Raw genomic sequence first — 13656 nt, 5'->3', positions numbered from 1 at the left:
CTGTTTATGAAAGTCGTGATTGCGCCGGATTCCTTTAAAGAAAGCCTCACCGCGGCTGAAGTAGCAGAGGCGATTGCGCGGGGCTGGTCGGCAGTTTATCCGCAGGCTGAAATATCCCTCAAACCCATGGCAGACGGCGGCGAAGGTACGGTCGACGCTGTACTTGCAGCAGCAGGTGGCGACCGTCACGAGTTGCAGGTCCAGGGGCCTCTGGGCCATCCGGTAGCAGCTCACTGGGGAATGCTGAGCGACCGCACCGCTGTGATTGAAATGGCTGCCGCCAGTGGCTTGCATTGGGTGGCGCGTGAGCAGCGTGACGCTACCATCACCAGCAGCTTTGGCACTGGCGAGTTGATTCGAGCCGCGCTGGATGCCGGAGCCGAGCGTATTATTCTTGGCTTGGGCGGCAGTGCCACCAATGATTGCGGTGCAGGCTTGATGCAGGCGTTGGGCGTACGGTTTCTCGACGAAGATGATCGTGAGTTGGCGCCGGGTGGTGCTGCCTTGATCAATCTGAAGCAGATAGATTTGTCCAATCTTGACCCGCGGGTGCTTGAGGTGCAGTTCGACATTGCCGCCGATGTCGATAATCCCTTGGTGGGGCCACGCGGCGCGTCGGCAGTCTTTGGTCCGCAAAAAGGCGCCAGTCCCGAGCAGGTACAAGCCCTTGATGCAGCCTTGCAGCGCATGTCGCGCGTGGTGGCTTCAACCCTGGGTGAGGATTTCAGTGAAATTCCAGGCGTTGGTGCTGCTGGCGGTTTGGGGTTTGCCGCCAAGGCATTTCTAAAGGCCAGGTTTCGTCCGGGGGTGGAATTGGTTGCAGAGCTTTCTGGCCTGGCTGCTGCATTACAGGGTGCTGATCTGGCAATTACCGGCGAAGGGCGACTGGACGCACAGACCTTGCACGGCAAGACGCCAATCGGCGTCGCCCGCGTGGCCAAGGCAGCCGGGGTGCCAGTAGTGGTCTTGGCTGGCAGCTTGGGGGAGGGCTATCAACGCACCTACTCTGGCGGAATTGATGCCGCCTTTAGCCTGACCTCCGGCCCGATGAGCCTGGAGCAAGCGTGCGCAGATGCGGCTGCCGAATTGCAAGCGAGGACAACCGACATCGCCCGGCTCTGGCAGGTTGCCCAGGCCGCACGCTAGCCCGGGTTGGGCAAATCCTGTGCAGGGGCATTGCTGCATTCATCGACATCAGACTGGCTTGGATTTTTTATATCCTGATGTATTACATTGCCCCTGAGCACTACCTTTTACCGAGGCAGCTAGGCTATTGTTGATTAAGGTCGTGACTGCGCTTGGCAAGTCGCGGTCTAATACAGTGATATTCACTGGAGGAATTTTTATGCGTAAACCCAATCTGCTCATCGCTTCATTTGCTGCGTTGGCCCTGATGCTGGGCGGTTGCCAGTCAAGCCTGACCGGCGACACCTACAGCCGCGATGAGGCCCGCCAAGTGCAAACCGTTCGCTTGGGCACCATTGAGTCACTGCGTCCCGTGAAAATTGAAGGCACCAAAACCCCAATCGGTGCTGGCGCAGGCGCTGTTGTTGGCGGGGTGGCAGGCAGCACTGTCGGTGGCGGTCGTGGTAGCGCGGTTGCGGCAGTGATTGGTGCAGTCGCTGGCGGCCTGTTGGGGGCTGCGACCGAAGAAGGCCTGACCCGTACCCAAGGCGTTGAAATCACCGTGCGTGAAGACGATGGCAGCATGCGTGCCTATGTCCAGGAAGTTGAAGAAAACCAGGTGTTCCGTGTTGGCCAGCGTGTTCGTATCATGACTGTCAATGGCACCAGCCGCGTTTCACCTTAAGCATTCGAGAACGCTCGACTGCGCATAGGATTTCGCTGGTTTAGTGGTTCCCAAGGCGGTGTCGGTATGGCTGGCACCGCTGCTTTATGCATATTGGCCTGTTCGCTCGCCAAGGCACATACCTGATACAGCAGGCAATTGATAGCTAACCTGGTTTTGCTGTCGGCCGCCTTGCACAGTTTGATCCAGCCCAATTCAGCCTTGCTCCTGCAAATGCACACAGCTTTTTGCCGGTAGGGCTTGCGTGCGCAGTTTCTGGCACAGGTATTGTTGCTCGGTAGGGCCGGATCATGTGTATAAAATGCTGCGCTGCGAAGATCTGCGGCTGGCGCTTAACCATGTTCTAGAGTTTTAGTAATAATTCTATTCATGACGCTGGCCCGATAGATATGGATAATCGGGAAATAGTCGTGGTTCTACAGGGACTTATGATTTGCGCTAAGCAGATTGTCGGCAGTTGCAACTGTGTGCTGGACGGCGTTTGCCATCGAGTCACCCAATGGATGCTAACAAGTCGCGGTGATTTCAATCGCGTGCTTGCAGAAGGGGTTTGTATATGGTGCTTGCGTTAATTATCGCCTTGCCTTTTTTCGGGGTGATCTTACCGCTGATGGCTGAACGCCTGGGGCGTTCGGCATGTGCCGTCGCGGCGGGTCTTGCGCCACTTGCGGCTCTGGTCTTGCTGTTGTCGCAGCAAAGCACAGTGTTCGCTGGCGATATGATTCGCGCACGCGTGCAATGGCTGCCTGAGATAGGCCTCAACCTGAGCCTGCGCCTTGATGGCCTGGGCTTTCTGTTCGCCTTGCTGATCCTTGGTATTGGCCTGCTGGTAATACTCTACGCGCGTTACTACCTTGCAAAACAAGAGCCCATGGGGCGTTTCTTTGCCTTCCTCTTGTTGTTCATGGGCGCCATGCTCGGCGTGGTGCTGTCGGAAAACCTGTTGTTGATGGTGATGTTCTGGGAACTCACCAGCCTCTCTTCATTTCTGTTGATCGGTTTCTGGAACTCACGCACTGATGCCCGCAAGGGTTCGCGCATGGCCTTGGCGGTCACAGGTGGTGGCGGTCTGGCGTTGCTCGCGGGTGTGCTGCTACTGGGGCATATAGCAGGCAGCTATGAACTATCGCAGGTGTTGGCTGCAGGTTATGCCATACGTGCCCATGCGTTGTATCCGGTGGTCCTGATCCTGATCCTGCTGGGGGTCTTTACCAAGTCTGCGCAGTTTCCCTTCCATTTCTGGTTGCCCCATGCGATGGCGGCACCGACCCCTGTTTCGGCATATCTGCATTCGGCAACCATGGTCAAGGCCGGGGTATTTCTGCTCGCACGCCTGTATCCAGCGCTCGCCGGTACCGACCTGTGGTTCTACATTGTTAGCCTGACCGGCCTTGCGACTATGTTGCTCGGTGCTTGCATGGCACTGTTCCAACATGACCTCAAAGGATTGCTGGCCTATTCGACCATCAGCCACTTGGGCTTGATCACCTTGTTGTTTGGCTTGAATACCGAGCTGGGCGCGGTCGCCGCGATTTTCCATATCATCAACCACGCCACGTTCAAGGCATCCTTGTTCATGGCCGCCGGGATTATCGACCACGAAACCGGTAGCCGCGATATGCGGCGTATCAACGGTATGTGGAAGTACATGCCGCACACTGCGATGCTGGCGATGGTGGCTGCCTTGGCAATGGCGGGTGTACCGCTGCTCAACGGCTTCCTCAGTAAAGAGATGTTCTTCAGCGAGACCCTGAACCAGCACATGCTCGGCAGTTTCGATTGGGCGATTCCCGCCATCGCAACCCTGGCGGGCGGGTTTTCGGTCGCATACTCGCTGCGCTTTATCCACGATGTGTTCTTTAACGGTGAACCGATAAACCTGCCAAAGTACCCACCGCATGAGCCGCCGCGCTATATGAAGGTGCCGGTGGAAATCCTGGTCTTCCTGTGCCTGCTTGTCGGTATCGTGCCTGCATATACCGTTGCACCTTTATTGGCTGCCGCGGCATCTGCAAGCCTGGGTGGCGAACTGCCGCAGTACAGCCTGGCTATCTGGCATGGTCTGAACTTGCCGTTGCTGATGAGCTTTGCCGCCACTGCCGGAGGCGTCTTGGTCTACACCTTCCGCCAACCCTTGTTCCGCTGGTATGCAGGTTTACCGGCGGTGGATGCCAAACTGGCGTTTGACCAGTGCATGGTGAGCCTGGTTGATTTTTGCAGACTGATTACCCGTCGCCTTGAAACCGGTTCGTTGCAGCACTACCTGGCGCTGTTGCTGGCTTCAGCCTTGGCCGTGGTCACACTGGCGCTTGGGCCGTTGCCGCAAATGCGTGGCTCGGTGGCATTGTCGCCGATCGATGGCATCACCGCGCTGGGGCTTGGCATCATGGCGCTGGCTGGGCTTATTACCGTGATATTCCACCGCCAGCGTCTGGTTTCACTGCTGATGCTCAGTGTGGTTGGATTGATGGTCGCGCTGGCATTTGCCCGTTACTCCGCCCCGGACCTTGCGCTGACCCAGCTATCGGTTGAAGTGGTGACTATCGTGCTGTTGATGCTGGCGCTGTTCTTCTTGCCAGCGCAGACGCGCATGGAGTCGAGCAGCATGCGGACCTTGCGCGACTTTATCCTGGCCATTGGTTGCGGGGTGATGATCGCCATGCTGGCATTTGCCGTGTTGACTCGCCCATACGAAAGCATTTCCGGCTTCTTCCTGGCCAATAGTGTCAGTGGCGGCGGTGGTCATAACGTGGTCAATGTGATTCTGGTGGACTTCCGTGGTTTTGACACCATGGGCGAAATTACCGTGTTGGCAATTGCCGGCGTGGGTATCTACGCCATGCTTGATGGCCTGCGTTTGATTCAACCGCACGCGGATGCCGAAGGGCGCAGCTGGGCCCGTGACCGCCATCCGCTGATCCTGGCAACGCTGTCGCGCGTTTTATTACCGATGGCCCTGTTGATCTCGGTGTTCATCTTCCTGCGCGGCCACAACCTGCCCGGCGGTGGCTTTATCGCTGGTCTGGTTACTTCTGTCGCGCTGATCCTGCAGTACGTCGCCAGCGGAGTGCAGTGGACGCAATCGCGCTTGCCGCTTAACTACCACCGCATGGCTGGTGCCGGAGTCCTGATCGCAGGGCTCACCGGGCTGGGTAGTTGGTTGTTTGAACGCCCCTTCCTGACATCGGCATTTGGCCACTTTGAAATTCCCTTTATCGGTGAAATCGAACTGGCAACGGCCATGATATTTGATCTGGGTGTGTACCTGACTGTAGTGGGTGCGACGCTGCTGATTCTCGCTAACCTGGGCAAATTGACCCAGGAAAAGCCCGGACAAGAGGTTCTCTGACATGGAAGCTTTATTCGCCACGGTATTGGGCATCCTTACCGCAAGCGGGGTTTACCTGCTGCTGCGCGCCCGTACCTTTCCCGTCGTCATGGGGCTGACCCTGATTTCCTACGCGGTGAACCTGTTCCTGTTCGCCATGGGCCGCTTGCAAACCGGCGTGGCCTCGGTGATCAGCGAGAACGGCAAGTATGGTGATCCACTGCCACAGGCCCTGGTACTGACCGCCATTGTGATTGGCTTCGCAATGACTGCATTCGTTGTGGTACTGGCTCTGCGCAGCGTTGGCGAGACCGACACTGACCACGTTGATGGCCAGGAGACCAAGCCATGAATCACGCGTTAATCCTGCCTATTGTGTTGCCCATGTTTGTCGGCAGCCTGTTGCTGTTTGGCGCGCGCCTGAGCATGCCGGTTAAGCGCATCATGTCGTTTTCTGTGGTGCTGTTCATGTTGCCGCTCAGCTTCTGGTTGATGGCGCAAGCCAGCCAGGGCGACCTGCAAATCTATGCTTTGGGCAACTGGCAGCCACCGTTCGGCATTATATTGATGCTCGATCGTCTCAGCGCGTTGATGTTGGTTGCGACCGCCGTCTTGAGTTTCTTCGCATTGCTCTACGCAACCCGTGGCGACGACGAGCGGGGGCGCAATTTTCACGCGCTTTTCCAGTTCCAGTTGATGGGCATTTACGGCGCATTCTTGACCGCCGACCTGTTCAACCTGTTCGTGTTCTTCGAGATTCTGCTGATCGCCTCATATTCACTGTTGCTGCACGGTGGCGGCCCTGACCGGGTTCGGGCGGGCTTGCACTATGTGGTGATGAACCTGGTTGGCTCGGCATTTTTCCTGATTGCCGTGGGCGTGCTTTATGGCATCACCGGCACCCTGAACATGGCCGACATGGCGCAAAGGGTCGCTGCTACTTCAGCAGACCAAGCGCCGCTGATTGGCGCAGCTGGCTTCTTGTTGCTGGTGGTGTTTGGCCTCAAGGCTGCGTTCTTGCCGCTGTACTTCTGGCTGCCAAGGGCCTATGCCTCAGCCACTGCGCCAGTCGCCGCCTTGTTTGCGATCATGACCAAGGTCGGGCTGTATTCGATTCTGCGGGTCTACACACTGATCTTCGGTGATGACGCAGGCACGTTGGCGAATATGGCCAATGACTGGCTGTGGCCGTTGGCGTTGCTGACGATCGGTTTAGGGGCAATTGGCGCGCTGGCTGCGAAAAGCCTGCACGGATTGATTGCCTATCTGGTCGTGGTTTCAGTTGGCACATTACTCGCCGGTTTGGCGATCGGCACGCCTGAGTCGGTATCGGCAGCGCTTTACTACTTGCTGCACAGCACATGGGTGTCTGGTGGCTTGTTCCTCTTGGCGGACTTGGTCTCGCGCCAGCGTGGAGTCAAGACTACAGAGTTGGTACAGGGCCCAGAGTTGCAAAACCCATACATCCTCGGCTCGTTATTCTTTATCGGTGCAATCTCTATTGCGGGTTTGCCGCCGCTGTCAGGCTTTATCGGCAAGTTGCTACTGCTGCGCTCGGTAGAGCCAGGCTTGCAAATGGCCTTTATGTGGCCGGTGGTGCTGATCGGAGGCTTGATCACCGTGATTGCATTCAGCCGTGCAGGCAGCACGCTGTTTTGGCGTGTTGGCCTCAGCCAGCTCGACAGTGCCGAGCTTGATTATGGGCGGCTATGGGCCTGCATTGGCTTGTTGGTCTTGAGTCCGGCATTGGTTGGCTTGGCTGCGCCTTTGCTCGATTACATCCACGCCACCGTTAGCCAGTTGCATGACTTGCCGCTTTATTACCAGATTATCCAGGCCGGAGGTGGTGCATGAAGCCCCGTCATTTTTTACCGCATCCACTGCTAAGCCTGTGCTTGATGGTGGTCTGGGTGCTTCTGGCCAATGAGATGAGCCTGGGCAACTGGGTGATGGGCGCCATACTCGGCTGGCTGATCCCGCTGCTTACACAAGTGTTCTGGATCACTCCGCCGCGCATCTACAAACCTTTCAAGTTGTGCTGGTTTTTCCTGCGCATCATTGGTGACATCATCCTGGCTAACCTAGAAGTGGCTAAGTTGATTCTCGGACCGCAAAGCAAGCTGCGCCCGGCATTTGTCGAGATCCCAATGCTACTGGAGGATGACTTGGCGCTGACCATGCTCGCCAGCATCATCTCGCTGACACCGGGCACTGTGTCAGCCGATCTCAGTGACGACCGCAAGATGCTTTTGGTCCATACCCTGGATGTGAAGGATGAAGCGCACTTGATCGCTGAGATCAAGACCCGTTACGAAGCCCCTCTGTTGGAGGTATTCACATGCTCGACTACGTGATTCCGGTGTGCCTGGTGTTTATGGGAATGGCGCTGTCACTCACAGTCGCCCGGCTGATCAAAGGCCCGGATATGCCCGATCGGATTCTGGCGTTGGATACCCTGTATATCAACGCGATTGCTTTGCTAGTGCTGTTCGGTATCTGGCTGAGTTCGGATCTGTATTTCGAGGCGGCGTTGCTCATTGCTGTGATGGGCTTTATTGGCACTGTGGCAGTGACCAAGTACCTGCTGCGTGGCGATATCATTGAATAGGAAAGCCCATGAATATCTGGATTGAAGGCCTGGTTTCGTTTTTTCTGCTCGCTGGCAGCCTGTTCGCCTTTGTGGGGGCATTAGGGCTTTACCGCTTGCCGGATTTTTTTATGCGCCTGCACGGCCCCACCAAGTCGACCACCCTGGGTGTTGGTGGCATGGTCATCGCCTCGTTGATTTTCTTCGGTGCGCAGGGTGAGGGCATCAGCTTTCATGAGCTGCTGATCACCTTGTTCCTGTTTATCACTGCACCTGTCAGTGCGCACATGCTGGCCAAGGCGGCCATGCAGCAAAAGCTGCGGATCAACGAGAACACCAGCGGCAAACCCTGGGATCAGTAAACACTTCTCGCTTAGCGTTGCCGGGCGTTCTGGGCAACGCTACCCACACACTTTCCGCAACTGACTGTACCTATCGTCCCAAGCCCGTGGGTTCTACACTGTGGCACTCTTCGGATGAGGTTATCTATGAGTGCTAAGCAGGGCAGAGGATTGGCAGTCATCTGCCTTATAAGTGCAATGGCGATCTGGGGCAGTTCATTCATTGCCCTGAAACTGGCTTTTGCCGAGTTGCCGCCCTTGTGGGTGATCTTTGGTCGCATGCTGCTGGGCAGCCTGGTATTTATGCTGGCCTGGCGCTGGCGTGGTCGGTTTGACTATCGCCGTGGCGATTGGAAGTACCTGGTCGGGCTGGCCGCTTGCGAGCCTTGCCTGTATTTCATCTTCGAGGCATTGGCCTTACAGAACACCAGCGCTTCGCAAGCCGGAATGATTACGGCCCTGTTGCCATTGTTGGTGGCGGTCGGCGCATTCGTGTTTCTGCGTGAGCGCACCACCCGCACGACCCTTGCCGGGTTTGCCCTCGCGGTGGTCGGCGCCGTTTGGCTGAGTTTGGCGGGCAGTGCTGACGAGCATGCAATTAATCCGCTGTTGGGCAATTTCTACGAATTTCTGGCGATGATTTGCGCCACGGGCTACACCTTGCTGCTCAAGCACCTGTCATCGCGCTATTCGGCATTCATGTTAACGGCCATGCAGGCCTTTATTGGCGCGTTGTTCTTCTTGCCCGTTGCCGCCGCGCAGGCGCCACTCCCGGAAACTATCAGTCTGCAAGGCATTGTTGTCCTTTGCTATTTGGGGATCGTGGTGACGGTGGGCGGCTACGGCCTATACAACTTCGGCGTAAGCCGCTTGCCCGCGAGCCAAGCTTCAGGGTTTATCAACCTGATCCCGGTGTTCACCCTGATCATGGCCATCATCGTCTTGGGCGAAAGCCTCAACCTTATGCAAGCCTGCGCAGCGGCGCTGGTGTTCGCCGGCGTGGGGTTGAGCCAGTACCGCAATACACCAGCGCTTCCGGCAGGGGTGCTCGACTAAGATCAACAACCTAAAAATAACCTGGGAGGCCGATGTGAGTGACATCAGAGACTGGAGTCGGGAAGCGATCCGTATTATCGAAGCTGACTTCCAACGCAGCGCCGATACACACTTGATCCCGCTCGACTTGCCCGGTCTGCCGGGAATCGACCTGTATTTCAAGGATGAGTCGAGTCATCCAACGGGCAGCCTGAAGCATCGTCTGGCGCGCTCGCTGTTCCTGTATGCACTGTGTAATGGCTGGCTCAAGCCGGGAGCACCGGTAATCGAGGCGTCGAGCGGCTCCACGGCAGTTTCCGAGGCCTACTTTGCGCGATTGCTGGGCATTCCGTTTATAGCGGTCATGCCTGCTAGCACCTCAAAGGAAAAGATTGCGCAGATTGCTTTCTACGGTGGTCAGAGCCATTTGGTTGATGATCCCGCGCAAATATCGGCTGAGTCGGAACGGCTGGCGCGCGAGACCGGTGGGCACTTTATGGACCAGTTCACCTATGCCGAGCGCGCAACGGATTGGCGTGCCAATAACAACATTGCCGAGTCGATATTCCAGCAATTGCGTTTCGAGCACTACCCAGAACCGAGCTGGTTGGTTTCCAGTGCCGGTACCGGTGGTACTATGGCGACGCTGGGCCGCTATGTGCGCTATCGCCAGCATTGCACCAAGGTGTTCTGTGCCGACACCGAGTGCTCGGTATTCTACGATTACTACTGCAATGGCGACGCCAGCCAGACCTGGCATTGCGGGTCGCGCATCGAAGGTATCGGCAGGCCGCGGGTCGAGCATTCATTCTTGCCTTCGGTGATTGATGCCATGGCCAAGGTGCCGGATGCGCTGTCGCTCGCTGCCATGCATTACCTGGCAGCTAAACTCGGTCGTCGTGTGGGCGGCTCCAGCGGTACCAATCTGGTCGGCGCCTTGCTGGTTGGCCAGAACATGCTCGCCCAGCAGCAAAGCGGTTCGATCGTGGCCATTTTATGTGATGGTGGTGAGCGCTACAGCGCCACTTATTACGATGACGCCTGGCTAAAGGCTCAAGGTTACGAGCTTGAACCTTTGATAGACGTCATTCGCGCCTGCGCCGAAGAGGGTGCGGCGTTGCCATCTATGCCCGTGATCGGCTTATGAACCCGAAAATCAGGCTGCGGCAGGCAAACGCGACTGATATCGATGCCCTTTGCGCGTTGATTTTCGAGCATGGACCCAACCCTTGGAATCACTTGCCGGCCGATGAGGTAACAGCACACTTGCAAGCCATCGCCAGTGGCGAGGTGCATGCGGTATTGGCCAATGCTGAAACCGAGTTGCTGGGGTTTGTCAGCTATCGTCTGGCGAGTGATTTTGCCCGCTATCAGCCATCCGGGCGGCGCAGTAATCAGCAGGCCTATATCTGCGAGGCCGTCACAGCCCGTCATGCTGCGGGGCAGGGCCTGGGGGCGCGGTTATTGTTGGTGGCAGTCGAGGCGCTTGCAGAGCAAGGGGTCAAGGATATCTATATCGAGCGGCACGAAGAGAATGCCGCCAGCGCGGGAATGATGCGCAAGGCCGGGTTTGTCGAGGTTGATTGTTTTGCCGATCACAGCAGGCGCCCGGAGGGTTCCGGGCGCACCACTGTCTGCTGCCTGCGCTTGTGAAGCAACATGGCGGCTTTATTCGGCCGGTAAGCCAAGCAGGTCGCGGGCAACTGCCTCGCCAACACGCACGCCATCCACACCTGCAGAGAGAATGCCGCCCGCATAGCCTGCACCCTCGCCAGCGGGGAACAAGCCTTTGACGTTGAGGCTCTGTAGCTCGGCGTTACGGGTGATGCGCAGTGGCGATGACGTGCGGGTTTCAATTCCGGTCAGTACGGCGTCATGCATGGAGAAGCCGCGAATCTGCTTCTCAAATGCTGGCAAGGCTTCGCGAATTGCTTCAATGGCAAAGTCAGGCAGCGATGGCGCCAGGTCACCCAGCTTGACCCCTGGTTTGTACGAAGGCTCGACTGTGCCCAAGGCGGTGGAGGCTTTACCGGCGATGAAGTCGCCAACCAACTGGCCTGGCGCTTCGTAGGTGCTACCGCCGAGGACATAGGCGTGCGACTCCAGGCGCTCCTGCAGCTCAATGCCCGCCAACGGGCCGCCCGGATAATCTTGCTCGGGAGTAATGCCCACGACAATGCCCGCGTTGGCATTACGCTCGTTACGCGAGTATTGGCTCATGCCATTGGTGACGACTCGATTGGGCTCGGATGTGGCCGCCACAACGGTGCCGCCCGGGCACATGCAGAAGCTGTACACCGAACGGCCATTCTTAGCGTGATGCACCAGTTTGTAGTCAGCCGCGCCCAGTTTTTCATGACCGGCGTATTTGCCCAGCCGCGAGCGGTCGATCAAGGATTGCGGATGCTCGATGCGAAAACCAACGGAGAATGGCTTGGCTTCCATGAACACTTCGCGGCTGTGCAGCATGCGAAAGGTATCGCGTGAGCTGTGGCCGAGGGCCAGGATCACATGCTGGCTGAGCAATTGCTCGCCGCTTTCGAGTACAACGCCTTGCATCTGGCCGTTCTCAATCAGCACATCGCTTACGCGTTGTTCAAAGCGTACTTCGCCGCCCAGCGCCTTGATCTCTTCGCGCATGGTGGCCACCACGCCAGTCAGGCGGAAAGTACCAATATGCGGCTTGCTGACGTACATGATCTCTTCGGGGGCGCCGGCTTTGACAAACTCTTCAAGCACCTTGCGGCCGATAAACTTCGGATCCTTGATCTGGCTGTAGAGCTTGCCGTCGGAAAAGGTCCCGGCGCCGCCCTCGCCAAACTGCACGTTGGATTCGGGGTTCAGCACGTTTTTGCGCCACAGGCCCCAAGTGTCCTTGGTGCGCTGGCGTACTTCCTTGCCACGTTCGAGCACGATCGGACGCAGGCCGGCTTGGGCTAGGATCAATGCCGCAAAAATCCCGCAGGGGCCGAAACCGACGACTATCGGGCGCTGCTCCAGCGCTTGTTCAGTGCGGCCAACGGGCTTGTATCGGGTGTCGGGTGCAACGCCGATGTGCCGGTCGTCACTGAACTTGGCCAGCACAGCCGCTTCATCGCGCAGGGTGCAATCGATTGTGTAGATGAAGTGGATTTCGCTGGATTTCTTGCGCGCATCGTAGCTGCGCTTGAACAAGGTGAAATCAAGCAGCTCGTCATCCGCAATCTGCAAGCGCTCGACAATCGCGGGGCGCAACGCTTCATCAGGGTGATCAAGCGCGAGTTTAAGTTCAGTGATTCGTAACATCGGACAACCCGGTATCAGGGCCGGAGGTAACCCGGCAGCTAGTTTAGGTGGGCGATTATACGCCCTAACGCCGGGTCTGCGATCAGCACCGCTGATTAATGGTTGCCGGGTGCGCTATCAGGGCTGAGCACCACCAAAATAACCACAGCCGCGCATGACTTGGCCGTTTACGCGCAGCTCTGCACTGAGGTGGCTGACTGCGCCGCTCATGCTGTCTACACAGCGCTGTGGCGTGACCCAGAGTTCGACGCGATCACCATTGGCTTCGCTGGAGATGCTCATGCGTCCTTCTGGCAGTTGCTCCTCGAGATAGGGCAAGACCAAGGCTTTTTGCCCCATGCGCTCAAGGATCATGCCCTCTGGGCTGACGCCTATGTTCCAGTCAGGCTCATGGCCGCTGGCGCGGACTTTGGTCAAGCGATAGGCCAGGTCATCGCACAGCTTGCCCTCGGATTGCAGGCGATAGACTGTATCTGGCTTGAATGAGCCATCATTGCTGTCGCCCGAACCCAGCAAGCCACGCATATCAACCTGCAAGGTGGGCGCGCCATCGGCGCTCAGGGTCTTGGCGTCGCTCAGTAGCGTGCTGGAACCGTCATTGCTGATGACGAACTGGCGTTTCTCGCCGCATGGGGTAAAGATCAGCTGCCCAGCGCTGAAATTCAGCTGGCCCTGCATGCGAGTCATTGCTGCCTGTTCATCGACGGGTTTGCCGGTATAGACCTGGCAACTGGCGAACAAAGGGAGCAGCGTGAACAATAGGGTACGGCGTAGGCGCATCATTAGTCTCCGGGCAAGTCGCAACACGTTACCGATGCCAGCGATCGACCACAAGGGTGGCTTGATGATTCAGTGTAAGCGCGTGTATGACGAGATAGAGGCAAATGACGGTCAGCGGATTCTGGTTGATCGACTATGGCCGCGCGGCCTGCGCAAGGATGCGCTGGCCCTTGAGCAATGGCTGCAGGCGCTTGCGCCAAGTTCCGAGTTGCGCAAGGACTTTGCCCATGATCCGGAGCGCTTTAGCGCCTTCAGGCTCGGGTATTGGCAGCAGCTCAACAATCACCCTGAACACTGGATGGCGCTGCTCGACATTGCCGAGCGTGGAACCCTGACCTTGCTCTATGCCGCCAAAGACACCCGGCACAACAATGCCCGTGTGCTTGCTGAGTTCCTGGAGCAGGAGCTGGATCGACGTGAGCGACCCAGCTCAGCTGTCTGCTATGGCAATGAGCTATGAGGCTGGCTTGAACCCGAGTTCGACCTATGC

14 protein-coding genes are annotated in these 13656 nt (G+C 57.5%); 12 read left to right on the top strand and 2 right to left on the bottom strand.

What is annotated here, in order from left to right:
* Nucleotides 1–6 precede the first annotated feature (6 nt).
* The 11 genes from AACY26_RS02845 to AACY26_RS02795 all read left to right on the top strand — a co-directional run bounded on the left by AACY26_RS02845 (nt 7) and on the right by AACY26_RS02795 (nt 10754).
* The gene (locus AACY26_RS02845; RefSeq protein WP_339510771.1) at nt 7–1146 is read left to right on the top strand and encodes a glycerate kinase; all 1140 of its coding nucleotides are present in this window, start codon (nt 7–9) and stop codon (nt 1144–1146) included.
* 199 nt (nt 1147–1345) lie between these two features.
* A complete protein-coding gene (locus AACY26_RS02840) occupies nt 1346–1810 on the top strand; it encodes an outer membrane lipoprotein (RefSeq protein ID WP_339510769.1) in 465 nt (154 codons plus the stop codon).
* A 556-nt stretch (nt 1811–2366) separates the two neighbouring features.
* A complete protein-coding gene (locus tag AACY26_RS02835; RefSeq protein WP_339510767.1) occupies nt 2367–5159 on the top strand; it encodes a monovalent cation/H+ antiporter subunit A in 2793 nt (930 codons plus the stop codon).
* Between the two features lies 1 nt (nt 5160).
* Nucleotides 5161–5490 carry a Na+/H+ antiporter subunit C gene (locus AACY26_RS02830; protein ID WP_339510765.1) on the top strand — a complete coding sequence of 110 codons (330 nt, stop codon included), beginning with the start codon at nt 5161–5163 and terminating at the stop codon, nt 5488–5490.
* Nucleotides 5487–6992 (top strand): monovalent cation/H+ antiporter subunit D, encoded by a 1506-nt coding sequence (locus AACY26_RS02825; RefSeq protein ID WP_339510763.1) that lies wholly within the window; start codon nt 5487–5489, stop codon nt 6990–6992. The genes AACY26_RS02830 and AACY26_RS02825 overlap by 4 nt, the downstream gene beginning before the upstream one ends.
* On the top strand, nt 6989–7492 hold the full coding sequence (locus AACY26_RS02820; RefSeq protein ID WP_339510761.1) for a Na+/H+ antiporter subunit E: 504 nt from the start codon (nt 6989–6991) through the stop codon (nt 7490–7492). Before AACY26_RS02825 ends, AACY26_RS02820 begins: the two co-directional genes overlap by 4 nt.
* Entirely contained in the window at nt 7477–7746 is a 270-nt protein-coding gene (locus AACY26_RS02815; protein ID WP_010486721.1) for a K+/H+ antiporter subunit F, read from the top strand. The genes AACY26_RS02820 and AACY26_RS02815 overlap by 16 nt, the downstream gene beginning before the upstream one ends.
* An 8-nt stretch (nt 7747–7754) precedes the next feature.
* Complete coding sequence (locus tag AACY26_RS02810; protein WP_339510759.1) at nt 7755–8087, top strand: Na+/H+ antiporter subunit G; 333 nt, start codon at nt 7755–7757, stop codon at nt 8085–8087.
* A gap of 126 nt (nt 8088–8213) precedes the next feature.
* A complete protein-coding gene (locus AACY26_RS02805; RefSeq protein WP_339510757.1) occupies nt 8214–9122 on the top strand; it encodes a DMT family transporter in 909 nt (302 codons plus the stop codon).
* Nucleotides 9123–9156: 34 nt separating this feature from the next.
* Nucleotides 9157–10248 carry a PLP-dependent cysteine synthase family protein gene (locus AACY26_RS02800; RefSeq protein WP_339510756.1) on the top strand — a complete coding sequence of 364 codons (1092 nt, stop codon included), beginning with the start codon at nt 9157–9159 and terminating at the stop codon, nt 10246–10248.
* Complete coding sequence (locus AACY26_RS02795; protein WP_339510755.1) at nt 10245–10754, top strand: GNAT family N-acetyltransferase; 510 nt, start codon at nt 10245–10247, stop codon at nt 10752–10754. Before AACY26_RS02800 ends, AACY26_RS02795 begins: the two co-directional genes overlap by 4 nt.
* A gap of 15 nt (nt 10755–10769) precedes the next feature.
* On the opposite strand, the gene AACY26_RS02790 is transcribed toward AACY26_RS02795, so the two are convergent.
* Both AACY26_RS02790 and AACY26_RS02785 read right to left on the bottom strand, forming a co-directional pair.
* On the bottom strand, nt 10770–12386 hold the full coding sequence (locus tag AACY26_RS02790; RefSeq protein WP_339510753.1) for an NAD(P)/FAD-dependent oxidoreductase: 1617 nt from the start codon (nt 12384–12386) through the stop codon (nt 10770–10772).
* Nucleotides 12387–12503: 117 nt separating this feature from the next.
* Nucleotides 12504–13166, bottom strand: coding sequence for a COG3650 family protein (locus AACY26_RS02785; protein ID WP_339510751.1), 663 nt, complete (start codon nt 13164–13166; stop codon nt 12504–12506).
* A 64-nt stretch (nt 13167–13230) separates the two neighbouring features.
* Here AACY26_RS02785 and AACY26_RS02780 point away from each other — a divergent pair, with 64 nt between their 5' ends.
* Nucleotides 13231–13626 carry a DUF488 domain-containing protein gene (locus tag AACY26_RS02780; protein ID WP_339510749.1) on the top strand — a complete coding sequence of 132 codons (396 nt, stop codon included), beginning with the start codon at nt 13231–13233 and terminating at the stop codon, nt 13624–13626.
* The last annotated feature ends 30 nt before the right edge of the window (nt 13627–13656 follow it).

The organism is Pseudomonas sp. RL_15y_Pfl2_60 (assembly GCF_963970595.1).
Lineage (GTDB): Bacteria > Pseudomonadota > Gammaproteobacteria > Pseudomonadales > Pseudomonadaceae > Aquipseudomonas.
This window is presented reverse-complemented; position numbering and strand designations above follow the sequence as displayed.